This is a genomic window from Chryseobacterium sp. UNC8MFCol, assembly GCF_000482305.1.
GTDB classification, from domain to species: Bacteria; Bacteroidota; Bacteroidia; order Flavobacteriales; family Weeksellaceae; genus Chryseobacterium; species Chryseobacterium indologenes.
On the sequence record NZ_AXUZ01000012.1, the window covers coordinates 171,202 to 195,240 of the forward strand.

A 24,039-nucleotide genomic window follows, 5' to 3' on the forward strand; every position below is an offset into this window, starting at 1 on the left:
ATTCCCGGTAAACATTTCGTAACTTTGTACTTTAATTAATTTCTAAATATAGCTAATAATAGCATTAGTATTATTGATCTTCTGGTAAAAATCAATCAAAAAATGTTATGGGATACATCAGAGCATACTACGAGCAAATCGTCAAACTACAGGAATCGGAATGGGCATTTATTGCTGGGCATTTCCATAGAAAGGTGTATGCTAAAAATGAAGTAATAACCCAGCAAGGAAATATTGAAAATTTCTTGTCTTTTGTTGAATCCGGATTGGTCAGATCCTATATTCCTGATGATGAATATGGCTACACTTTCAATTTTGGATTTGAAAAGGAGTTTACCTGTGCCTATGATTCTTTCCTTACCCAAACTCCTTCAGACTATGAAATGCAGGCACTGACGGAGACCGTGGTATGGCAAATTTCGTATGATGACCTGCAACAGGTATACAGCCAGACCCATGTAGGAAATCATCTGGGACGTTTTGCTTCTGAAAAATTATTCCTCGCTAAGAACAAACGTGAGCTTTCCTTATTACAACTTACAGCCAAGGAGCGCTATTTAAAATTATTTACAGAGCAGCCTGAACTGCTGAAGCTTGTTCCTTTAAAGTATATAGCTTCGTACATTGGGATTACACCACAGGCCTTAAGCAGGATCCGCAGACAAATTAATTAACATAGGTTCATTGTATACTTGTTTTGCTCTTAAGAACTTTGCAGCAAAATACGACAATGAATTTACCAATTATAGCATACGGAAACTCGGTTTTAAGACAAAAATGCTCAATAGTTACTGAAAATAGTCCCAAGGTTCAGCAACTCATACAAGATATGTGGGAGACCATGGAAAATGCTAACGGATGTGGTCTTTCATGTTCCCAGGTAGGAAAACCTTTGCAGCTTTTTGTAGCAGACAGCCGGATCGTCTATCAAAATATGGATACAGAAGATCGGCTCTTATATTTCGGGAAAGATGACAAAGGAATCAGAGAGACTTTCATCAATGCAAGGATCATCGGAACATCGGAAGAAACATGGGAGGATTATGAAGGCTGCCTGAGCATTCCGGGACTTTCGCAAAAGGTAGAAAGACCCTGGGAAATTACTATTGAATATCTTGATCAGGATTTTATCAAACATACGAAAACCTTTACGGGACAAACTGCAAGAATTGTGCAGCATGAATACGATCATACTTTGGGAATTTTATATACTGACCGTCTGAAACCTCTGACCAAAAAAATGATGGAATCTAAGCTTAAAAAAATTATCAATAGGAATGTTACAGCCGGATATCCGATGAAGTTTTTGTAAATCTAGGTTTGCTTCAGACGTATGATCGTGGACGGGTTTTGAAAATATTCAGAGTCCGTTTTAATAATTCATCCGTAATATAATTTTGACTGCAGAATATTATTAAGTAATTTTACTTTTCACACTATAATTATGCAAAAAATATGTACCTTCTTACTTATAATATTTCTGGTCATCTCCTGTGGAAAAGATTGTTATAATGCGCCACTGCCCGTCATTTTTGAGTTTGTCAATTCCAATAATGAAAATCTTATAACCAACGGAACATTAGCAGCCTATTCCATTCAGGATGAAAATAATATCAGTGTACAATTAACCAAAACCTCTGACGATAAGATTATTTTAGAAAATGTAGGTGCTTATAACGGAACAAAAAATTATAAATTCTCTTCTAATATTAAAAACCTTGATTTCTCAATACAGTCATCAGAATTTAAAGGGGGATGTGATGGTTTTCAAATCAATAAACTGACTTTTACAGGTATAAAAATTGATGTCACGGATGAAAAAGGATATTATAAAATTGTATTGCAATAATCTTTACATTTGCAACCGAAACACCTTCTCTATGAAAGCAATCATCGCATTTTCCCTGATCTTCTCCAATCTGCTTTACAGCCAGATCACGGTTCCTGCTGATTACAAAAAGATCCCTGATATTATGGATACTGTTGATTATCTCTATCCTTTCATTGTTCCGGATAAAGATTATGCATATTGGCGTGTGCTCAGCAATGATACCGATTATGAAAAAGCGGTTATTTATGAAAGTCAGGCTCCTGATTTTATGACCATCAATGAACCTGTTCCGGAAAAAGGTTTTTTCCAAAAATGTATGGGTAATAATTGCTTCTCCTATATCCTTGCGTGCAAAAAGGAAAGGTCTGTCTATTTCTCCGATGAAGTACAACTGAGGGATTTTATAGGAAGTATTGACAATCTTCCTGAGGCTATTTTAATTGCTAAAACACATGGATATTCTATAGATCCGAAGAACCGTTTTACCGGGGCTTATAAAATTGATGACCGGTATATTTCATTATACGCTTTACAATCTAAAGGTTGCCCTGCAGTCAAAGAATCTTTTCTGATAAAAATCAATCGAAAAAACGGAAAACTTGAAGCAAAAAGCAACGGTATCTACGCAAAAGGCGATGACTGCTCTACTTTGTAATAAACCGATGTAAAGAATAGTTTTATTCATTATATTTTAATGCCGCGGATGCACTAATAAAATAATCCGCGCATCCGTAGCAATCAAAAAGTCTATATATTATTGTTTGGCTATATATTTACAGCTCCCTGGCCGGAAGCCATCAGATAAGCTTCTTTTAACGTTTCTGAATAAGTTGGATGTGCATAGGAGATACGGAACATATCTTCAGCAGTTACTTCATACTCCTGGGCAATCACTCCCTGAGCGATAAGATCTGCGGCCCTAGCCCCGATAATATGTACCCCCAGAACTTCACCATATTTAGGATCAACCAATACTTTGGCAAATCCCTCCGTATCCATGGCAGCCCGCGCCCGTGCGCTCGCTGAGAAAGGAAACTTTCCTACCTGGTAAGGGATATTATTATTTTTCAGATGCTCTTCCGTATACCCTACAGAAGCTACTTCAGGCCACGTGTACACTACTGAAGGAATACGATTGTAATGAATAGAATGCTTGGTCTGACCATTAATAGTTTCCGCTACAAAAACGCCTTCTTCTTCCGCTTTATGGGCCAACATAGCTCCACCGGTCACATCGCCGATGGCGTAAATATGAGATACAGCCGTACGATTGCTTTCGTTCACTTTAATAAATCCCCGACTGTCGAGCTCTACCCCTGTATTTTCAAGTCCGAGACCTTTTACGTACGGACTTCTTCCCACGGCAACCAAAATGTAATCAGCTGCCAGCTCATTATCTGCACCATTTTTATCTTTAAAAAAGACTTTAGTTCCGGACTCCGAACTTTCGGTTTTATAGACTGCGTGGTTTAAACGGATATCAATCCCTTCCTTTTTCAGAATTTTATGAAGACTTTTTCCTAATTCATGATCCATAGTGGCAATCAAATGATCTGCATATTCAAGTATAGTTACCCGGGTACCGATTCTGTTGAAAATAGAAGCCATTTCCACCCCTATGACTCCGCCGCCGATAATTACCATAGATGTTGGCTTTTCATCTAAAGAAAGAGCTTCCGTGGAAGTAATGATTCTTTTTTTATCTATCTGTACGCCGGGAATAGTTGACGGTTTTGACCCTGTAGCTATAATGTAATTTTTAGCGGTAAGCTCCACAGTTTCATTTTCACTTTGTATTCGTATGGTTGAATTATTGATAAAACCAGCCGTTCCTTTCAGGCGGGTAATCTTATTTTTACTCATTAAAAAAGTAAGGCCATCGGTATTTTTTGAAACGACATCTGATTTCCTTTTGTACATCTGGGAAAAGTCGAGACGTATTTCGTTCAGTCTAATTCCGTGCTCAGCAAACGCATGATGAGCTTCGGCATAATGATGCGTACTGTCCAGTAAAGCTTTTGTGGGAATACAACCTACATTGGTGCAGGTTCCTCCAAGGGTATCGTATTTTTCAATGATCACGGTTTTGTATCCGAGCTGTGCACTTCTTATTGCAGCTACGTATCCGCCGGGACCTGAACCGATGACGGCAATATCATAATTTTCCATTTGATTTATTAATTTTTAATGATTAATTTTACTTGCAAAATAAAAGCAAATTTAGAATAAACACTTTCAATTTGCAAGTATTATTTCAATATTAACATGATGAGTAAGAAAAGATCCGATTGTCCTATAAGCTGCTCCCTCGAAATATGGGGAGATAAATGGACATTATTAATCATCCGGGATCTGATGATTAAAAAAGAATGTACGTATGGGGAACTTCAGAAAGCGGATGAAAAAATAGCCTCCAATATTCTGGCCTCCCGACTTCAGCATCTCCTGGAAAATGGCATTATTACCAAAAAAGATCATCCTGATAATAAACTGAAGATTCTGTATCACCTTACAGAAAAGGGTATCGACCTGGTTCCTCTGATCGTTGAGATCAACCTTTGGGGTGATAAATACCTTACGATTCCTGATGACAAAAAAGAGCTGCTGGATAATATTAAAAAAGATAAGGAAAGTTTTATCAAAAGAGCAAAATCTTATCTTTCGGAAGGCTAAATATCAGATAATCCGGAATCATTGAGACTACATAATTATTTTTAATTTTTATCAGGAATACGTAATAGCTTTCATTAAATCCGGTAATAGGAATTTTAAAATTTCATTAACTCAATTTTCCTTTTTCATTCCGTACATTTGAATTAAAATAAATTTAAGAACAATGCTTAATTTCGAGTTTAAAAATCCAACAAAAATACTTTTCGGGAAGGGTGAAATTGCAAAAATTTCCAAAGAAATTCCTAAAGATGCTAGAATATTAATGATCTATGGCGGAGGAAGTATCAAAAGCAATGGTGTTTATGATCAGGTGAAGGATGCTTTGAAAGATCATGAGTTGTACGAATTTGGCGGAGTTCCTGCCAATCCTGAGTACGAAGTTTTAATCAATGCTTTGGATTTCATCAAAGAAAAAAACATCACTTATCTTCTTGCTGTGGGAGGCGGATCGGTAATCGACGGAACTAAATTCATCTCTGCAGCGGCCAATTACGATGGTGAGCCCTGGGATATCCTGAGAAAACAGGTAAGAACTTTTGAAGGACAAGGAATGCCGTTCGGAAGCATCTTAACCCTACCGGCAACCGGCTCGGAAATGAATTCGGGATATGTGATTTCAAGGAGAGAAACCAATGAAAAACTTTCTTCAGGTGGTCCGGGACTTTTTCCTCAATTCTCTGTTCTGGATCCGGAAGTGATCAGGTCTATTCCTAAAAACCAGATTGTCAATGGTATTACTGATGCTTACACGCATGTCTTGGAACAATATATGACAGCTCCGTCTTCAGCAGATCTTCAGGAAAGGATTGCAGAAAGTATTCTGATCAGCCTTCAGGAAACCGCTCCGAAAGTGCTGGCCGATGATTTCAATTATGATGCTGCAGGAAATTTTATGTGGTGTTGTACAATGGCTTTGAACGGGCTTATCCAGAAGGGGGTTATCACCGATTGGGCAGTACACGCCATGGGACATGAATTAACGGCTTATTTTGGAATTGACCATGCGAGAACATTAGCCATCATCGCTCCTTCCCATTACCGTTACAATTTTGAAGATAAAAAAGGGAAACTGGCGCAATACGCTGAGAGAGTATGGGGAATTAAAGAGGGAACAGTAGAAGAAAAAGCTGAAGCAGGAATTAAAAAGCTTGAGGAATTCTTCCACAGTCTGCATATAAAAACTAAACTTTCAGAATACACGGAAGAGTATAACGGTACTGCGGAAAGGGTAGAAAAAGCCTTTACAGACAGAAACTGGCTGGGTCTCGGAGAGTACAGAAAGCTGACTCCTCAGGATGCTTACAAAATTGTGGAGATGAGCTATTAAAGGGTAAAATAACAAGTTGAAAGTTAAAAACAGGAGTTCACCGTTTAAATGTGGCACCTTAAATCCTGTTATTTATAAACATTCGTTTAAAAAAGCTCAATTTCATTGCAGATATTTCAAATTTATTTATATTTTAGCATATTCTTAAATTTGTGAAAATGAAAAAACAGCTACTTTTATTTACCTTTTCAGCTTTGGCACTTACTTCTTGTAAAGACGATGATCTTCAGGCTTACGAAATGGATATGATGAAAGGAGATTGGAAAGAAGTGAAGACAGAGGTTATTTCCGGAAAAGATAATAAAACAGTACTTTCTTCTTCTACTCCTAGCGGATGTTCTACGAAAAATACTCTTTTTTTCAGAACTGATTTTTATGTAAGCTATACAGCATTTACAGGAACCGGAGCGGACTGTAAAATGTCTCAAAAAAATGAAGGAAAATATACGTATGATGCAGACGCCAAAATTCTGGGTATCAAATTTGACAATGATGATAATCGAAATTTCAAAGTCGATATTCTTACGAGTCGTGATCTGAGAGTAGCCCAGCAGTTTGGGAACTACGACCAGGACGGTGATAAAATTCCCGACGTAACCTATATTACCTACAAAAGATAAATACTAAACTCCCGTTGATCGGGAGTTTTTTATTACTTTTACTTTCAATTTTAAATCTGAAAATAATGAAGAAGATTCTGTCAGCATTTCTACTGCTGTGTTTTAGTATTGCCTTTTCACAGGAACAAAAACCAATGTTCTGGCAAGACATCCAAAATTTCAAAAAGGAAAACCAACAAAATCCACCTCCCAAAAATGCTATTCTCCTCTTAGGAAGTTCCTCTTTTACGAAATGGACTGATGTTGCCGCTTACTTCCCGGATAAAACAATCATCAACAGGGGGTTTGGAGGCTCAAGATTAACAGATCTTAATGATTTTGCAGAGGATCTGCTAAGCCCTTACCAACCTAAACAAATTATTATTTATTGCGGAGATAATGATTTTGCAGACAATCACGAATTAAAAGCAGATGAAGTGGTCAACCGTTATATAACGTTCTATAAAAAAGTACGTGAAAAATTTCCTATGATTGAGGTGGATTATATTTCAATAAAATTTTCCCCGAGCAGAGAAGTCCTTTGGCCACAAATGAAAGAAGCCAATAAAAAAATTGCCGCTTTTATGAAAAAACAACCGAGGTCAAAATTTATTGATATCACCAAGGCAATGGAAGATTCCCATGGGAATGTAAGAAAAGATATTTTCCTGGATGATATGCTCCATTTGACGCCCGAGGGTTATACAATATGGGCAAAAGTAATCTATCCTTATTTGAAATAACATAGAGCCCTCACCTGGAGGGCTCTATTTTTACAAGCTATTTAAAAGGTTTTTGATGATAAGCTCAATTAAATGTCATTATCAGTTCTTTGCCATCATTCATGAAGTTTACTTTTCCCAATTTGAAGCTTTTATTCAATTTATTTTTTGTTTTTAGCCTCAGCTCTTTTATGCCGGATGTTTTATTGGGGGTCAGAATAATCGTAATCCGGACTGAATATATCTGAAAAACAACAGAATCTTTATGTTTGGTGGCGGGTATGATTCCAAAGCTATCCAGTTCTTTCGTCAGCTTATCGTAATCTTCAGTATTACAGTTAAGAACGATGGCTGAGAGATCGGTAATCTCTCTTTTCTGATCAAATATTTTTTCCAAAAAAGCTTCCCTTGTAAAAAACTCATACTTTTTATGGTATAACCGGGTTAAAAATTCCTGGTTATAGAAAGCATACCACGTGGCAATACTTCCCTCTAAAGCTGTAGAGTATGCAGAATACCATAGTACTTCTTTCCCCGCAAAATTCCACATTGCATTATTTTTGCTGAATACAAGGTTATTGTTTTTTAATTTTTTTCCAATATCATCAGAAAATGTTCCCGACGTATCCCAGGAAAAGCCAATTCCTACAGAACCTACTTTTTCCCCGAATCTGTTATCGGGTCCCATGACTTCAATATATGTCAATTTTCCACGCAAATATAATGTAGTACTTTGCTGGTTTATCGGCAGAAAATCAGGAAGTCCTTTATCCAAGCTGCTCCATTTTGCTAATTGTTTACTTCCCCTGATTTCGTTATACGAAACAGAATCCAGTACAAAATAAATATGATTCACTTTTAAAGCTTCGTTCTGTCCAAAGCCTTTGTTTCCGAATGCAATAAGAAAAATGATAAAAAAATATCTGCCCATCTCACAATCAGCTATAAATTGTTATTTTTCAAACACGTAAACTAAAACAAAAAAAGCAGAAATTATTTCCTGCTTTAAGAGCCGTTAACGACTATTTCTTTTTCTTGGATTTAGAGATTGCTTTTTGCTGTGCCCTGTTGGCTCCAAATTTCTTCGGTGCTTTTCTTTTCGATGGCCCGCCCCAGTTTTCTTTTGTATTTTTAGCCTTTTTCTCGTGGAACGCTCCTCCACCTTCATTAAGCTTAACCTGTGCCGGGTTTTTCATCACTACTTCATCTTTCTCAGAAGCGATTTTAGCAGGGTTTATTTTCACACCTTCCGGGAAGTCATGGAATTTTAATTCTTTATCCATTAACAATTCAATGTCAAGAATCAAAGGTTCTTCTTTTTTAGTAACAAATGTAACTGCTTTACCTTCTTTATCCGCTCTACCTGTTCTACCAATTCTGTGGATGTATTGCTCAGGAATATCCGGCGTTTCAAAATTGATAACATGCGTAATATCTGAGATATCAAGACCTCTGGCCATTACATCGGTAGTGATCAATCCTCTGATTTCTTCATTCTCAAATCTCTTCATTGCTTTAAGCCTGTAGTTCTGAGATTTATTAGAGTGAATTACATCAAACTGATCAGGGAAAAGTTCATCAATTTTAGAAAACAGGAGATCGGCATGTTTTTTATTATTATTAAAAATCAAGACCTTAGACATATCTTTATTGCTCTTCAGCAAATGTTCAAGAAGGTTGATTTTAGTATTAAAATTCTCTACCTTATACCCTGTCTGTTCTATTTTTTCAAGTGGAGTTCCGGATTTTGTCAATGAAATTTCAATCGGATTGGCAAAGTATACATCAAGCATTTCATCCACAGCTTCCGTCATTGTTGCAGAGAACAGGATATTCTGTCTCTTCTCCTTCATCATTTCAAAAATGTGGCTTAACTGTGGTCTGAAACCTAAATTAAGCATCTCATCAAATTCATCGATGATCAGTTTCTGAACTTCTTTCAGGGAAATTGCATTATCAATGGCAAGATCCATTACTCTTCCCGGAGTTCCCACCAGGATATCACATCCATCATTGAACAACAATTTCTGGGTATTGATATTTTTTCCTCCGTATATTCCGATTACTCTTGCAGTAATATTTTCTGTTAGTTTCTCAAGAATTTCAGCGACCTGTACTACCAATTCTCTTGTAGGAACAAGTACAAGAACAGTTGGGTTTCCTGTTTTACTGTATTTCCATGTTTTAAGAACGGGTAAAAGGTATGCTAATGTTTTTCCGGTCCCGGTCTGTGCAATTCCCATGATATCTCTTCCGGAAAGAATAGGCTTCAAGCTTTTTTCCTGAATAGGTGTGGGTTCAAATAATTCCAGGTCCGCTAAAACATCAAGAATTTTAACCGGCAGGTCAAAATCTGCAAAAGTGAGTTTTTCCATTTTGCAAAGATAGGTATTAATATGTATAATGGAAAATGGAAGTGAAAAGGTAGTCCTTTTCAGGAATTAAAGTTATAAGAGGCAATTTCCAATTCTCAATTCTCAATTCTCAATTCTCAATTAACCTTAATGCTTTTGCTGCTTATTTTAATATCATCATCCTTCCACTCGCTTGAGGTGATGATTATATTTCCTTTTATTTTAGGATCTTTTTTAATAGGGAATTGATCTGCTTCCCACTGGTTACAATGGGTACTTATAGAAGGAACCAAAAGCTTCCACCCTGTCTTAGATGATGTATAAACGAGAAAACCGCGCCAGCAGCTTGTACACCATCCGGGATAGACGCCGATTTCGTCTTTTCCGTCACCGTTAAGATCTCCAAGATTGTATAAAGTTCCGTCGTAAGCAGGAGAAACAACGAATGGTTTTATTTTTTTATCACTAAAATAGACCGTGGTTTCACACTTGCCATCACACTCATCGGTGCAATCACTTACTTTTGTATAAGCATATTCTTTTGTTCCGTTTCCGTCAAAATCTCCTGAGACATTCTCTGCTTTTTTTTCCTGAGCCCATGTCAATGAACTACAGCACAACAGAGCAAGCATAATTGATATTTTCATTGTTATTTTGGTTTTAAAAGTTTTCAACGGCCGGAATCCTCCGAAAGCCAATATATAAAGATATAGATAATAGGCTAATTACCCGGATAAAAAATTCTAGCATGCAACATGCAATTCTCCATTCTCAATTTCAATTTTCCTTTCCTTTCCTATTTTCTTGTCACTCTCAACAACAGGATCAATACCAGGATAAGTGAAAAAACAAATCCTAAAACAGCCACAAGAGACAACTCTCCTATCCTTGGTCCCGATTCTGAGGAAAATACAATGGCTGTCGCAATAATATTCGCTCCCAGTACCATGGCCAGAATCAGGTTGATAACACTTGACTTGATGAGCTGGTTCGTTTTTTCAATATTTTTGATTTCACTTGAGACCGTGAATTTATTTTCGTCCAGTTTCTGCAGAACGGAGCGCAATTCCCTTGGTATTTCATCAACATTATCCGTGAAATTCATCATCCTGTCAACGCCGGTTTTCAAAATATTTTTCGGGTTGATTTTTTTGGTAAAAATCTTTCGGGTATATGGATTCAGGCTTTTTACAATATCAAGATCAGGATTAATATTTCTCCCGACTCCTTCGATCAGGCTGATTCCTTTGAAAAGAAGATAGAAATAATCAGGCATATACAATCTGTTTTCCTTCAGTATGTCTTTCATCTTGTTGATAATAACCTGTACGTTAATATCCTGCAATGAGGAACTGTGAACGAAATTTAAGACTTCTTCTACGTCATTTTCAAATCTTTTTTCATCAGGAATTTCATAACTGACGGCCATTTTTTTCAGATAACGTACAATTTTGTGAGGATTTTTAGCGACAAAGCTTACGATCAGGTTTTCTAGAATTTCTTTATCGTTGGGCTGAATTTTCCCTACCGCTCCGAAGTCTATAAAAACTACCTTCCCATCTTTTTTTACAAGGATATTTCCGGCATGCGGATCTGCGTGAAAAAAGCCGTAATCTAAAATCTGCGATACAAACAACCTCAGCCCTACTTCAGAAACCTTTACAGGATCAATGTTATTGGCCAGCAGGATACTTTTATCGGTCACTTTGATTCCGTCGATGAATTCCATACAAAGAATATTATTGTTGGAAAGCTCTTCGTACACTTTCGGAACGTAAGTTTCTTTATTATTTTTAAAATTAAGACGAAACTGCTGAATATTATTTCTCTCGTTAATCAACGAAACTTCCTCCAGTAATGATTTTTCGAAAGTAGAAATAGCCTGTTTAAGATTCAGTTTTTCACCTATCTCAGAATAAGTTGACACAAGCTTTTCAAGATCTTTGATGAGCAACAAATCATCCTCAATGACTGATTGTACATCGGGTTTCCTAAGTTTCAGGATCACCGGACTTCCATCTTTTAAAACAGCTTTATACACCTGGGCAATGGAAGCGGTGGCCAGAGGCTCTTTTTGGATTTCCTGAAAATAATCTTTAACGGAAATATTGAATTCGCTTTCCAAGGCTTCTTCTACATTCATATCTACAGTTTCTACATTATCCTGTAGTTTCTGCAGCTCCTGAATCAATTCCGGAGGCAGCAGATCTTCTCTGTTACTGAACGACTGCCCGAGTTTTACGAAGGTGGGGCCCAATTCTTCCAAAACCAGTCTGATTCTTTCGTAAACGGTGCCTTTTGAAATGACTTCATCTGAATTTCCGGAGGTTTCTTCTTGTTTATTTCCTCCATTCATTCTTGCCAGCAGATCTTTAAATCCATATTTACTTAATACGGAAATCAAACGGGCTGATCTTTTCAGTTTTCTTTGCTGTTTATCAAACATAGTGTGTCAATAGTAAGTGCAATTTACTCCAAAAACTATTCCTAATGCTAGTTTTTATCTAAAATGACTCCAAGCTTTATGGCTATAAAAGCATATTTTGGAAGGCGAAACATAATAATTATCCTCGTTTCAATTAAAAATACAGGGCTAAAAAACGCTTTTAACGACAATAAAACCAGTCATAATAATAAAAAACAACATTTATCTTAATGTATAATATATTTTTCTATATTTACCAGGTACAAATATTAAAACAAATCAATAAAATCATTACAACATGAAAAATTTACGTAACAACAAACTATCAAGAGAGCAATTAAAAGGAATTTCAGGAAACGGTATCATTATCGGTAATTGTTCTAACGAGTGCTGCCCTACTGACGGAAGACCGAGATGTCCGAGACTTATATGCCCTGCAGTAGTATGCCCTCAGTATATGTAATAATGAAATAAAATTTTGCCTTAATAAGGCTACTATAAATCCGAAGAATAATTTCTTCGGATATTTTTTTATAAGAAAACAATCACCATTCTCAATCCGGAAGGATATCCCGACAACCCTCTTTCCCCACTGATATAAAAAACAGAAATTTCCGCATTTACGAATTAGAGAACCCCCAGCAAGAAAAGAAGATTTTGAGACAAAAAGAGACTTCATAACTCCTTTCCACGAGGTTGTCCTTTCAGATGACCTCATTTTATTATATCGCCCGGGTTATCTTTTTACCTAAAATAAAAAGAGCCCTCTCAGGTGAGATAGCTCTTTATATTATTTCTTGTCTTCTATTTCAGATATGTTTCGTACAAATCTTTTCGACGATCTTTCATTACCTGAACAGACCCGTTATGGTGAAGATCCTTTAATAAATTTAAATCTACATCTACGATTAATGTCATTTCCGTATTGGGAGTAGCCTCTCCTTTTACAGCGTTGGATGGAAAAGCAAAATCTGACGGGGTAAAGACTGCTGCCTGGCCAAACTGAATATCCATATTATTTACTTTCGGAAGGTTTCCGACGCAGCCTGCAATGGCTACATAGCATTCATTTTCGATGGCTCTTGCTGCGGCACAGTGGCGCACTCTCATATAGGCATTCTGGGTATCTGTAAGATAAGGTACAAATAGTATTTTCATCCCCTGATCGGCAAGAATTCTTGGTAATTCAGGGAATTCAACGTCGTAGCAGATCACCAGTCCAATTTTACCGCAGTCGGTATCAAAAACTTTAATTTCATTCCCTCCTTTCATTCCATAATATCTCTTTTCATTTGGGGTAATGTGGATTTTTCTATATTCATCCACTCGTCCGTCACGATGGAGAAGATAACTTACGTTGTACAGATCATTATTTTCAAAAACGGGCATACTTCCGGAAATAATATTCACATTATAGCTGATGGCCAATTCTGAAATCCTACCTTTAATCTGCTCTGTAAGCTTGGCCAGTTCTATCATACTATCTCTTTCAGAAAGATTATTAAATGGCGCCAGCAAAGGTGTATTGAAGAGTTCCGGAAAAAGTACAAAGTCAGATTTATAATCTCCCATTACGTTCACAAAAAACTCTACCTGCTCATAAAAGGCGTCAATATCTTTAAACGTCCTCATCTGCCATTGTACCAACCCTAAACGAATGATACTATCCTGCATTGTGTTAGGATTTTTGCTGTAATAAATATTGTTCCATTGGAGCAAAACGGCATTTTCTCTTGAAGCTTCATCCTCGGGAAGATATTTTTTAAGAATTTTTATCGGCAGAAAATTATTGGAAAGCTGGAAAGACAGTACAGGATCATAGATTTCCTTGTCTCTGACTTTTCGGATATAATTTCTGGCGGAAAGTTCGTGACTGTATTTATGATAATTCGGAATTCTGCCTCCCAGTATGATTGATTTCAGATTAAGCAATTCACAAAGTTCTTTTCGGGCATCATACAATCTCCTTCCCAGACGTAATTCTCTGAACTCGGGGTCTACAAAAACTTCAATTCCGTACAAAACATTTCCCGTTGAAGAATGGGTATTGAAGGTATAATTTCCTGTAATATCACTATAGGTATGATCGTCACCGAACTCTTCATAATTGACAATAATAGAAAGTGCTACTGCGGCAAGCTTTCCATCTACGGTGATACAGATTTGCCCGTCAGGAAATATTCTGGTTAGTTTTTCAATACTTTTTTTTGACCAAATGGATTCTGACATTTGTGGATAAGCCCTTTTCATGGTTTCTGCCAATTCTTCATAATCCTGAACGGTCAGGGGTCTCGTTTCTATTTGCATTTGATGTAATTTTACTTAAATTTAGGGAAAATATTTTACTTAAATCCTTATACAAAGTACTTCCCAAACTATTTATACAAAATTTAACAGTGGATATCACCGAAACTTTACAAGCAGCAGTTTATTCAAATAATTACTGGAAAGATTCTGATATTAGCTCTGCAACGGAGGTGCTTATACTCCATTATAATGCTGATATATAAATGGATACAGAAAAAATTACTATTCTACGCCTTGAAAATAAAACTATCGGATATATCTGTTTAAACTATCCTCTGATTTTTATCGAAAGTCAATTTGCTTTACAAGTAAAAAATGTTCTTCATACGTTTCACGATATAGAATACATTAGTGTCCATACACTATCTAATCCATATCTATCTGTAAATCCTGATATTTACAATGTTTATTTTGACTTTATGGAAAATTTGAATGCTTTTTATGCTGAAGATTTTTATTTTTACAATGTAAATTAAAAATCATTCTTGTCCGATTAGATTAAAGCATAATTAACAGGCCGCTCCTCCGGAGCTTTATTTTTATAGGAACTTCTTTTTTTTCTACTAACAGCAGATCCCGACGGGATCAAATCCAGCTCCAATGGGAGCTAACTATTAATAGGATATATTTCTTTTAAAATTATAGCTCCGGAGGAGCGACCTGTTAATTCATGCTGTAAATATTGATATTTTCAATGTATTTATACTTTTTATCGGACAGTAATGATTATTATTAAATTTTTATTAGCTGGATGAAACCATAATCAGTAACTTTACTCATAAGCGCCACCATTATTTTTATTTTAAGGATCTTTTACGAAGATTCATCAGCCAATATTTCACATAATTTAAACTTGTTTTCAGCATCTGAAATAAATCCGCAGGAAGCAAAAAGTTTCATTTACTTTTACTTAATGATTACAATGTTAGGAAATTATCTTATTTTCCATAAGCATATAGTCTTCAAACTGGTATATTGCTTATTAATTGCTTTAAATATTTTACGTATCATTTCTTCATTGAAATAGTTTTAATAGGAAATACTTCCTGAAAATTGATAAGCAGTATACCTGCTTTTATTTTAAGATTTTTTACTATAACCTATTGATTAATAAATAAAAAAAACATCATTATAGATTTCAAACAATATTTTTCGAATAACTTTACGATTAAATTAATAATTTATTCTCTTTGAAATCAGATATACAACATGCAAAAGATATTTCAGAAGTAAGTACCAGATAAATAATCAAGAATGATATGACACCTAAAGAAGTTTTGAAAAAATGGATAGACAGCTTTAATGCGGCTGATGCGGCTCGTATTGCAGAACTATATGCAGAAGATGCGGTAAACCACCAAGTTTCAAATAAGCCAGTAGAAGGTAAGACCGCTATTTATGAAATGTTTGCAAATGAATTTGCAACAGCCAAAATGGTTTGCATCGTAGAAAATATTTTTGAAGATGGAGAGTGGACTATAATGGAATGGAAAGACCCTTTGGGACTACGTGGATGTGGATTTTTTCATGTAAAAAACGATAAAATCATATTCCAAAGAGGGTATTGGGATAAACTCTCATTTTTAAAGCAACATAATCTCCCTATTGAATGATAAGGTAATCCCTTTACAAAAAATATTTAAATATTGAATAAAAAAAATCCTACCCAAACGGGCAGGACTTTTTATATACAAGTCAAAAATTATTCCCACTCAATTGTTGCAGGTGGTTTGCTTGAAATATCGTAAGCTACTCTGTTGATTCCTCTTACCTCGTTGATGATCCTGCTTGACACCGTATCCAGGAACTCGTAAGGAAGTCTGCTCCATGTCGCTGTCATAAAGTCGATCGTGTTGGCAGAACGCACTACAGCAGTGTATTCATATGTTCTTTCGTCGCCCATTACTCCTACAGATTTTACAGGAAGTAATACTACGAATGCCTGAGATACTTTTTCGTAAAGGTCGTTTTTATATAACTCTTCAATGAAGATATCATCAGCTTCCTGGAGGATTCTTACTTTCTCAGCATCTACCGCTCCCAATACTCTGATTCCTAATCCAGGTCCAGGGAAAGGGTGTCTGTATACCAAATGGTGAGGAATTCCCAATTCTTCTCCTACTCTTCTTACTTCGTCTTTGAAAAGCTCTCTTAGTGGCTCTAATAATTCGAATTCCATATCTTCAGGAAGTCCTCCTACATTGTGGTGAGACTTGATGACCGCAGATGGTCCGTTCACCGACTGGCTCTCGATAACGTCTGGGTAGATGGTACCTTGAGCTAAGAATTTAGCGCCTTCAATTTTGTGAGATTCTTCATCAAATACGTGGATAAATTCGTTTCCGATGATTTTTCTCTTTGCTTCAGGATCGTCTACTCCTGCTAATTTTGAAAGGAATCTCTCTTTAGCATCCACCATTTTAATGTTCATATGGAAATGCTCTCCATACTGATCCATCACTTTTTTACCTTCATCCTTTCTCAATAATCCGGTATCTACGAAGATACAAGTCAGTTGATCACCGATAGCTTTATGGATCAGAACTGCCGCTACAGATGAGTCAACCCCTCCTGAAAGACCTAGGATCACTTTGTTGTCTCCTACTTTCTCACGGATTTCTTCAACTGTTTTTTCAATATAGTTGGTCAGCTTCCAGTTTTTTTCTGAATTACAGATTCCAAACACGAAATTCTCAAGCATTTTTCCTCCTTCTTCCGTGTGAGAAACTTCAGGGTGGAACTGAACGCAGAATATTTTTTTGTCTTCATTAGCAATAGAAGCAATTACTCCTGATTTTGCATTTAATTCAAAACCTGCCGGCAATTCTCCTACTTCGTCAAAGTGGCTCATCCAAACAACGGAGTTCTGAGTTACGCCCTTCAATAAAGAACTTTCTTTAACGATTTCAAGATTTGCTTTACCGTATTCTCCTTTTTCACCTTTATTTACTTTTCCTCCTAAAAGGTGCGCCGTCATTTGCATTCCGTAGCAAATTCCCAATACGGGAACTCCCTGCTCGTATAATTCTTTTTCAACCAGGTGAGCGTTTTCTGCATTTACAGAGCTTGGTCCTCCGGAAAGGATGATTCCTTTTGGTTGTTTTGCTAAAATATCTTGTAAAGGTGTATTGTAAGGTAAGATTTCAGAGTATACCCCCATCTCACGGATTCTTCTTCCGATAAGCTGGTTGTACTGGGATCCGAAATCTAAAATAATAATACCGTTGTTCATTTTTGATAATTGATTTGTTTGAAAGTTATCAGATGTAAGACATCAGATATCAGATTTTTGGTCTGAAGTCTGGAATCTTAAATCTTATTTCTAATATTAACTGTTTTACAAAAAAAGACTTGGAATGGCTCCAAATCTTTTTTCGTGATTTTATTAAAACTTTCCGATGTCTTCTCTGTAGAAGCCGTAATCGAAATGTACATGTCCTGCATCTTCGTAAGCGTTCTTGCGGGCATCTTCGTAGGTAGCACCCGTAGCTACAATATTCAGTACTCTACCACCGTTGGAAACTACTTTATCTCCTTTTCTGACAGCGCCTGCATATAATAGTTTACTATGCTTTAATTTATCTTCGCCTACAATTTCGTAGCCTGTTTCAAAGTTTCTAGGATATCCTCCTGAACACATTACCAGACACACCGCTTTTTCGTCTTTAAACTTAAGCTCGATATCTTTTCCTTCCATACAGTCCTGAATTACATCCAGAAGGTTGTTTTCCATAAGGGCCATCAATACCTGAGTTTCAGGATCTCCGAATCTCATATTGTATTCAAGAAGGTAAGCACCGTTTTTAGTCACCATCAGTCCGAAGAAAATGATTCCTTTAAATCCAAATCCTTCAGCTTTAAGGCCTTTCAATGTTGGTTCAAGGATATTTTTCTCAAAATCTGCATAGTGCTCCTGGGTGAATTCCGGGCTTGGGGCCACTGAACCCATACCTCCTGTATTAGGTCCTGTATCACCATTTCCGGCTTTTTTATAATCTTTGGCAGCAATACAAGGGAAAAGTTTATCACCGTTTGAAAACGCAATGATAGAAGCTTCAAAACCTTGTAAATATTCTTCGATAACTAAACGGATACCTGCATCACCATAGATTCTTCTGATCATGAAATCGTGGATAGTAGCTTCAGCCTCTTCAAGGTTGTCACAAATAACAACTCCTTTTCCACCTGCTAAACCACTTGCCTTGATCACTAGAGGATACTGCTGTGTCTGTACATATTCTTTGGCTTCGTTGTATGAATCAAATACTACTGCTTTAGCTGTTTTGATATCATAGGTCTGCATGAATTTCTTGGAGAAAGCTTTACTTCCTTCCAAGCTTGCTACTTTCTGATTAGGGCCAAAAACTTTAAGATCGTGCTTTTTGAATTCATCCTTTATACCTGCCACCAAAGGAGCTTCAGGACCTACAATGGTAAGGTCGATCTTTTCTTTAATAGCGAAATCTCTCAATTCTTTGATTTCTGATAAATGAACATTTTTTCCTATTACATCGGTGGTAGCATTCCCATTAGCAAAAAACATTTTAGAAATCCTTGAGTCATTCTGAAGTTTTGTCGCCAAAGCCGATTCTCTACCGCCTTCACCTATGATTAATATTCTCATACTTTATTTATTATCTAGTCTAATTTACAAATATATAATTTTGAATGCTATAAATACAATCCCCAATTATTTTTTAATTCTATTTTAATTAGTGGAAAAAGTGTCTGACACCGGTAAACATCATCGGAATACCGTGTTCGTTGGCAGCTTCTATGCTGTCCTGATCTTTTACACTTCCACCAGGTTGGATAATGGCTTTGATACCTTCCTGAGCGCAGAAATCTACTACATCACGGAAAGGGAAAAATGCGTCAGAAGCTAATACTAAATCTCCTGTGAATTTTTCTTTTGCTCTTTCGATAGCCTGCTGAGTAGCCCAGATTCTGTTTACCTGTCCTCCACCGATTCCAAAAGCCTGGATCCCGTTGGAAACTACAATAGCATTTGATTTCACATATTTTACGACTCTCTGAGAGAAAAGTAAGGCTTTCTTCTGCTCTTCCGTAGGCTGAGTTTCCGTTACTACTTTAATATCATCAGAGAAATGCAAATCATTATCCTGAACCAAGATACCACCATCAACTTTCACCCATGTTTTCTTGTCGGAAACAGGGTTTACAATTTTAATGATTCTAAGGTTTTTCTTTTTTCTTAAAATTTCAAGAGCTTCTTCATCAAAGTCCGGAGCCATTACGATCTCCAGGAATGTTTTGTTTAATTCTTCAGCTGTTGCAGCATCGATCTTATAGTTCATAGCAACAATTCCGCCAAAGATGGAAACGGGATCACATTCGAAAGTTTTCTGATAGGTTTCCAGTGCTGAGGTTCCAATGGCAACTCCGCAAGGTGTAGAGTGTTTTACGGCACAACAAGCCATTTCTTCTTTGAATTCCGTTACCACTTTCCAGCAAAGGTCCATATCTCGAAGGTTGTTGAAAGAAAGTTCTTTACCTCCCAATTGTTCGAAGTCTTTCATCGCTCCGTTTTCGAAAGTAGAAACGTAGTAAGCAGCTGTCTGGTGAGGGTTTTCTCCATATCTCAGATCAGATACTTTCTTGTAAGATGCATTCAGATAAGTAGGATATTCTTCATCTAAAAGCATTCTTGAGATCGCTGCATCGTAAGCAGAAGTAAGATTGAATACTTTTCCTGCAAGCCTTTTACGAGTTTCAATGTAGGTATCTCCATTTTGCTCAATTTCGATTTTCACAGTTGCATAGTCTTCAACATCAGTAATTACTGTTACAGAATCAAAGTTTTTCGCTGCAGAACGAAGCATAGAAGGACCTCCGATATCGATAAACTCTACTTTCTCGTGTAAAGAAATGTCTTTGTTTACATTTTCAAAGAAAGGATAAAGGTTTACGATAACCATGTCGATCAAACCAATTCCGTGCTCCTGAACAGTCTTCATATGCTCTTCGTTGTTACGAACCGCCAAAAGACCTCCGTGAACTTTCGGGTGAAGTGTTTTCACTCTTCCGTCAAGCATTTCGGGAAAATTGGTTACCTCATCAATCTGAATGGGATTTAAACCAGCGTCTTTCAAATGTTTGAACGTTCCTCCTGTGGAGATCAACTCATAATTCTGAGCTTCCAAAAACTGCGCGAATTCTGTTAATCCGCTTTTGTCAGAAACACTGATTAAAACTCTCTTTTTACTCATTACTTTCAATTTTTACTTTTCACAGTTATTTCAAACTGTATCCGGGTCTTTCACTTCCGGATTACTTTTTATTTTACTTAGATTTTTTTATTTAATGTAACCATGAGATTCTTCGCGATGCTCAGAATGACAATTACAATTATGGGTAAACTGCTACAATATCAGTTTCCCAGGACCTTATTGATCGCTACCGGAAATATTTCATATTCAATCCGGTGAACTTTCTGAGCTAATGTTTCAGGAGTATCATCTGCTGTTACTTCAAAAGATTTCTGAAGAATAGCTTCTCCTTCGTCAATACCCGAAGTCACAAAATGTACCGTTGCCCCGCTTTCTGTTTCTTTGGCTTCGATAACCGCGTTGTGAACGTTCATTCCCCACATTCCTTTTCCACCGAATTTCGGGAGCAATGCCGGATGAATATTGATTATTTTACCATTCCAGTTTTCACAGAATTCAGATTTTAAAATGGATAGGAATCCTGCCAATACAATCAGATCTGTATCTTGCGGGATTACTTTAGCCAATTCGCTGCTGAAATTCTTTCCTCTTGGAATCAGTATGTTTTCTATATTATGATTTCTGGCTCTTTCCAATCCGAAACATTCTCTGTCAGCAACCACCAGACTTACTTTTGCATTTTGGATTTCTCCTGCTTCAATGGTATCAATGATTCTCTGCAGATTGGTTCCTGACCCGGATACGAGTATAACGATGTTCTTCATTATTCAGATGTTAGATGACAGATATCAGATGACAGACCTGAAGTCTGATGTCCGGTGTCTGAAATCTGATGTCATTTAAAATTTCAAATCGATTTTCTCTGCTCCTTCCGTGATTTCTCCTATCTCATAAGCATCATCTAAAAGGTGTAATACTTTTTCAGCATGTTCCGCGTCTACTACGATCACCATACCGACCCCCATATTAAATGTTCCGAACATCTCTTCACGTGCTACTCCACCTCTTTTTTCCAATTCAAGCATTACACTTGGGATTCTTACTTTGGCCCCGTCAATTGAAGCACAAAGTCCTTCAGGGATAATCCTCGGAACGTTTTCATAAAGACCACCACCGGTAATGTGAGCGATACCGCTTACTTTTACTTCTTCCAATACTTTGTGGATGTCTTTATAGTATAGTCTTGTAGGAACCAGAAGTGTTTCATATAAAGGTTTTCCTTCGAACTCCTCTTCAAAGTTCGGGAATACTTTTCTTACTAAAGAGAATCCATTGGAGTGGAATCCTGAGCTTGGTAATGCAATAATTTTATTTCCCGGTTTAATGTTGGAACCGTCGATGATCTGATCTTTTTCTACGATTCCTACACAGAATCCTGCAACATCATAATCTCCCGGTTGGTACATCCCTGGCATTTCAGCGGTTTCTCCACCGATTAATGCACAGTTGTTGTCCTTACAAGCATTCACCATTCCAAGAACGATTTCTGCAGCAATTTCAGAGTCAAGCTTTCCACAAGCCAAGTAATCTAAGAAGAATAAAGGCTTAGCACCGTGACAAAGGATATCGTTGGCACACATGGCGAAGCAATCGATACCGATAGAATCATATTTCTTGGTATCCAAAGCTACTTTCAACTTAGTTCCTACTCCATCTGTTCCTGAAACAAGAACAGGATTTTTGTATCCTCCGATTTCATAGAAAGCACCAAAACTACCCAAATGGTTTAATACATTTGCATTGTGGGTTTCTCCGACCGCTTTTTTGATCTTGTCAACCGTTTTGTATCCTTCTTCTTTGTCTACTCCTGCTGATTTGTAAGTGTTGCTCATGTCTGCTTAGATTTTTAGATTTCAGATCTCAGATCTCAGATTTCAGATGATTCTTATCTTGTATCTGATGTCTTGTGTCTTCCTATCTTTTAATATTTCAATTAACTTTTATACTCAAATTTAGAAAACAAAAAAGCCGACAATCTTTTCAGATTATCGGCCGTTATTTTATCTCAGAATTTCAGAGCCCACAATTTTCCCTTTATGAGAAAAACATTGTTTATAGGAGGTCTGAATTTTCATCTCTTTTCTTTTTGCAAAAATAGTAATTTTAAATGAATATTCAAATTCTATTTTTCAAGGATAGATTCAATGGCTGCAATCTTCTTTATTTTTTCCTTTAATTCACTGTCTTTCTCTTCATTAGAAATTTTTTGAGAAGCTTTATCAAAGTTATCATTGAAGAAAGGAAGTGAAAAAGTTTCTACCACATTTCCACCGTGGAAAGGGAAACGCTTGGAAGCTGCTTCTAAAACTCCTGCTCCACCTCTTCCTCCTGGTGATGTAGACATCAATAGCATTGGTACTTCATTCCATACTGTTCTGTCTTTAATTCTGGATACCCAGTCGAATACATTTTTGAATGCTGTAGAATATGTTCCGTTGTGCTCTCCTAAAGCGACCAGCAATAAATCTGCTCCGTCAATTTTTGCAGCAAAATCATGGGCTTCCTGAGGAACGCCGCCTGCTAATTCTCTTTCATGCTTATAGATCGGCATTTCAAAAGGATTCAGGTCGATTACTTCTACTTCTGCATTTTCAAATAATGTTGATGCGTATGCCACCAACTGTTTGTTCATGGAAACGTCTGAATTACTTCCTGCTATTGCTAAAATTTTCATATGTTGTACTTATTTTTAGTTCTAAGAAACCGTGTCAGTTTTGCTTACGGTCTCCTGTAATTTTTTATTTTTTAAGGATACAAATTTAGTTTTTTATTTAAGATAAGAAGGTAATTCCATCGGGACTTCCATCAATAATATTTCTGTGTCTTCCACGGCTTCGATATTAAAGCTCTGAGTATCCCAGATCCCCAATCCGTCTCTTTCGTTCAGAATGCGGTCTCCTACTTTTGCACTTCCTTTTAAAACGAATGCATACACGCCGTTTCCTTTTTTATTCAACGTATAATTTTTGCCGTTTCCTTTTTTGAAGTTGGCCAGATTAAACCAGGCATCCTGATGAATCCAGACTCCGTCATCATTTTTATTAGGAGATAAAATCTGCTGGAATCCGTTGATCTTTTCACCTTCTTTGATACTTTTCTGATCATATCTTGGCTCCAGATCCAGCTCTCTTGGAAAAACCCAGATTTGCAGGAATTTCACTTCTTCGTCTTTATTTTTGTTGTATTCACTGTGTTTCACACCGGTTCCGGCGCTCATTACCTGAATTTCACCTTTTCTGATCACGGCTGTAGTTCCCATAGAGTCTTTATGTTCCAGATCTCCTTCCAAGGGAATGGAAATAATTTCCATGTCTCTGTGCGGGTGCGTTCCGAATCCCATTCCTTGGGAAACGGTATCATCGTTCAATACTCTTAATACTCCAAAGTTTGTTCTGTCTCTGTTCTGATAGTTGGCAAAACTGAATGTATGATAAGAATTTAACCATCCGTGGTTGGCGTGGCCTCTTGAATCTGCTTTATGATATACTGTTTTCATTTCTGTGATTATTTATGGTACAAATGTACGCGATGTGGAGGCTAAAAAAGTTGATGTAGGGTAAGAAAGGAAATTTATGACAAAAGAGTTGAGGGAATAAAGATGGACAGGTTG

Annotated in this window: 24 protein-coding genes; 11 read left to right on the forward strand and 13 right to left on the reverse strand. The window is 36.8% G+C overall.

Features of this window, described 5'->3' with window-relative positions; genetic code table 11:
* The first annotated feature begins 107 nt into the window (after positions 1-107).
* The 4 genes from M030_RS0106565 to M030_RS0106580 all read left to right on the forward strand — a co-directional run bounded on the left by M030_RS0106565 (position 108) and on the right by M030_RS0106580 (position 2,486).
* Positions 108-674: a Crp/Fnr family transcriptional regulator gene (locus M030_RS0106565; protein WP_027372766.1), complete on the forward strand. Its 567-nt coding sequence runs from the start codon at positions 108-110 to the stop codon at positions 672-674.
* A gap of 56 nt (positions 675-730) precedes the next feature.
* Positions 731-1,312, forward strand: coding sequence for a peptide deformylase (gene def, locus M030_RS0106570; RefSeq protein ID WP_027372767.1), 582 nt, complete (start codon positions 731-733; stop codon positions 1,310-1,312).
* 132 nt (positions 1,313-1,444) lie between these two features.
* Complete coding sequence (locus tag M030_RS0106575; protein ID WP_027372768.1) at positions 1,445-1,849, forward strand: hypothetical protein; 405 nt, start codon at positions 1,445-1,447, stop codon at positions 1,847-1,849.
* A gap of 31 nt (positions 1,850-1,880) precedes the next feature.
* The gene (locus M030_RS0106580) at positions 1,881-2,486 is read left to right on the forward strand and encodes a hypothetical protein (RefSeq protein ID WP_034722209.1); all 606 of its coding nucleotides are present in this window, start codon (positions 1,881-1,883) and stop codon (positions 2,484-2,486) included.
* A gap of 110 nt (positions 2,487-2,596) precedes the next feature.
* Here the strand turns inward: M030_RS0106580 and lpdA are convergent, their stop codons facing one another.
* Positions 2,597-4,000: a dihydrolipoyl dehydrogenase gene (gene lpdA / locus M030_RS0106585; RefSeq protein ID WP_027372770.1), complete on the reverse strand. Its 1,404-nt coding sequence runs from the start codon at positions 3,998-4,000 to the stop codon at positions 2,597-2,599.
* A gap of 99 nt (positions 4,001-4,099) precedes the next feature.
* On the opposite strand from lpdA, the gene M030_RS0106590 reads away from it, so the two are divergent.
* From M030_RS0106590 to M030_RS0106605, 4 genes are all read left to right on the forward strand, one after another.
* Complete coding sequence (locus M030_RS0106590; RefSeq protein ID WP_081806300.1) at positions 4,100-4,504, forward strand: winged helix-turn-helix transcriptional regulator; 405 nt, start codon at positions 4,100-4,102, stop codon at positions 4,502-4,504.
* A 163-nt stretch (positions 4,505-4,667) separates the two neighbouring features.
* Positions 4,668-5,831 (forward strand): iron-containing alcohol dehydrogenase, encoded by a 1,164-nt coding sequence (locus tag M030_RS0106595; protein WP_027372772.1) that lies wholly within the window; start codon positions 4,668-4,670, stop codon positions 5,829-5,831.
* Positions 5,832-5,989: 158 nt separating this feature from the next.
* Positions 5,990-6,451 (forward strand): lipocalin family protein, encoded by a 462-nt coding sequence (locus tag M030_RS0106600; protein ID WP_027372773.1) that lies wholly within the window; start codon positions 5,990-5,992, stop codon positions 6,449-6,451.
* A 65-nt stretch (positions 6,452-6,516) separates the two neighbouring features.
* Positions 6,517-7,173, forward strand: a complete 657-nt coding sequence (locus tag M030_RS0106605) for a GDSL-type esterase/lipase family protein (protein WP_027372774.1) — start codon at positions 6,517-6,519, stop codon at positions 7,171-7,173.
* Positions 7,174-7,237: 64 nt separating this feature from the next.
* Here the strand turns inward: M030_RS0106605 and M030_RS0106610 are convergent, their stop codons facing one another.
* From M030_RS0106610 to M030_RS0106625, 4 genes are all read right to left on the reverse strand, one after another.
* The gene (locus tag M030_RS0106610) at positions 7,238-8,083 is read right to left on the reverse strand and encodes a DUF5829 family protein (protein ID WP_027372775.1); all 846 of its coding nucleotides are present in this window, start codon (positions 8,081-8,083) and stop codon (positions 7,238-7,240) included.
* 91 nt (positions 8,084-8,174) lie between these two features.
* A complete protein-coding gene (locus tag M030_RS0106615) occupies positions 8,175-9,527 on the reverse strand; it encodes a DEAD/DEAH box helicase (protein ID WP_027372776.1) in 1,353 nt (450 codons plus the stop codon).
* A gap of 116 nt (positions 9,528-9,643) precedes the next feature.
* On the reverse strand, positions 9,644-10,153 hold the full coding sequence (locus tag M030_RS0106620; protein ID WP_034722262.1) for a hypothetical protein: 510 nt from the start codon (positions 10,151-10,153) through the stop codon (positions 9,644-9,646).
* A gap of 149 nt (positions 10,154-10,302) precedes the next feature.
* Complete coding sequence (locus M030_RS0106625; protein ID WP_027372778.1) at positions 10,303-11,952, reverse strand: ABC1 kinase family protein; 1,650 nt, start codon at positions 11,950-11,952, stop codon at positions 10,303-10,305.
* A 277-nt stretch (positions 11,953-12,229) separates the two neighbouring features.
* On the opposite strand from M030_RS0106625, the gene M030_RS25720 reads away from it, so the two are divergent.
* The gene (locus M030_RS25720; protein ID WP_164464820.1) at positions 12,230-12,394 is read left to right on the forward strand and encodes a hypothetical protein; all 165 of its coding nucleotides are present in this window, start codon (positions 12,230-12,232) and stop codon (positions 12,392-12,394) included.
* 341 nt (positions 12,395-12,735) lie between these two features.
* On the opposite strand, the gene M030_RS0106630 is transcribed toward M030_RS25720, so the two are convergent.
* A complete protein-coding gene (locus M030_RS0106630; RefSeq protein WP_027372779.1) occupies positions 12,736-14,238 on the reverse strand; it encodes a carbon-nitrogen hydrolase family protein in 1,503 nt (500 codons plus the stop codon).
* A 203-nt stretch (positions 14,239-14,441) separates the two neighbouring features.
* Between M030_RS0106630 and M030_RS0106635 the strand changes: the two genes are divergently transcribed.
* On the forward strand, positions 14,442-14,714 hold the full coding sequence (locus M030_RS0106635) for a hypothetical protein (protein WP_027372780.1): 273 nt from the start codon (positions 14,442-14,444) through the stop codon (positions 14,712-14,714).
* A 783-nt stretch (positions 14,715-15,497) separates the two neighbouring features.
* Positions 15,498-15,851 (forward strand): nuclear transport factor 2 family protein, encoded by a 354-nt coding sequence (locus M030_RS0106645; protein ID WP_027372781.1) that lies wholly within the window; start codon positions 15,498-15,500, stop codon positions 15,849-15,851.
* Between the two features lie 89 nt (positions 15,852-15,940).
* On the opposite strand, the gene guaA is transcribed toward M030_RS0106645, so the two are convergent.
* The 7 genes from guaA to M030_RS0106685 all read right to left on the reverse strand — a co-directional run bounded on the left by guaA (position 15,941) and on the right by M030_RS0106685 (position 23,925).
* Entirely contained in the window at positions 15,941-17,470 is a 1,530-nt protein-coding gene (gene guaA / locus M030_RS0106650; RefSeq protein ID WP_027372782.1) for a glutamine-hydrolyzing GMP synthase, read from the reverse strand.
* Between the two features lie 153 nt (positions 17,471-17,623).
* Positions 17,624-18,862 (reverse strand): phosphoribosylamine--glycine ligase, encoded by a 1,239-nt coding sequence (gene purD, locus M030_RS0106655; protein ID WP_027372783.1) that lies wholly within the window; start codon positions 18,860-18,862, stop codon positions 17,624-17,626.
* Between the two features lie 88 nt (positions 18,863-18,950).
* Positions 18,951-20,468: a bifunctional phosphoribosylaminoimidazolecarboxamide formyltransferase/IMP cyclohydrolase gene (purH, locus tag M030_RS0106660; protein ID WP_027372784.1), complete on the reverse strand. Its 1,518-nt coding sequence runs from the start codon at positions 20,466-20,468 to the stop codon at positions 18,951-18,953.
* A 161-nt stretch (positions 20,469-20,629) separates the two neighbouring features.
* Positions 20,630-21,193: a phosphoribosylglycinamide formyltransferase gene (purN, locus tag M030_RS0106665; RefSeq protein ID WP_027372785.1), complete on the reverse strand. Its 564-nt coding sequence runs from the start codon at positions 21,191-21,193 to the stop codon at positions 20,630-20,632.
* Positions 21,194-21,268: 75 nt separating this feature from the next.
* A complete protein-coding gene (gene purM / locus M030_RS0106675) occupies positions 21,269-22,261 on the reverse strand; it encodes a phosphoribosylformylglycinamidine cyclo-ligase (RefSeq protein WP_027372786.1) in 993 nt (330 codons plus the stop codon).
* A gap of 290 nt (positions 22,262-22,551) precedes the next feature.
* The gene (locus tag M030_RS0106680) at positions 22,552-23,103 is read right to left on the reverse strand and encodes an NADPH-dependent FMN reductase (RefSeq protein WP_027372787.1); all 552 of its coding nucleotides are present in this window, start codon (positions 23,101-23,103) and stop codon (positions 22,552-22,554) included.
* 93 nt (positions 23,104-23,196) lie between these two features.
* Complete coding sequence (locus M030_RS0106685) at positions 23,197-23,925, reverse strand: pirin family protein (RefSeq protein WP_027372788.1); 729 nt, start codon at positions 23,923-23,925, stop codon at positions 23,197-23,199.
* Positions 23,926-24,039: the final 114 nt, after the last annotated feature.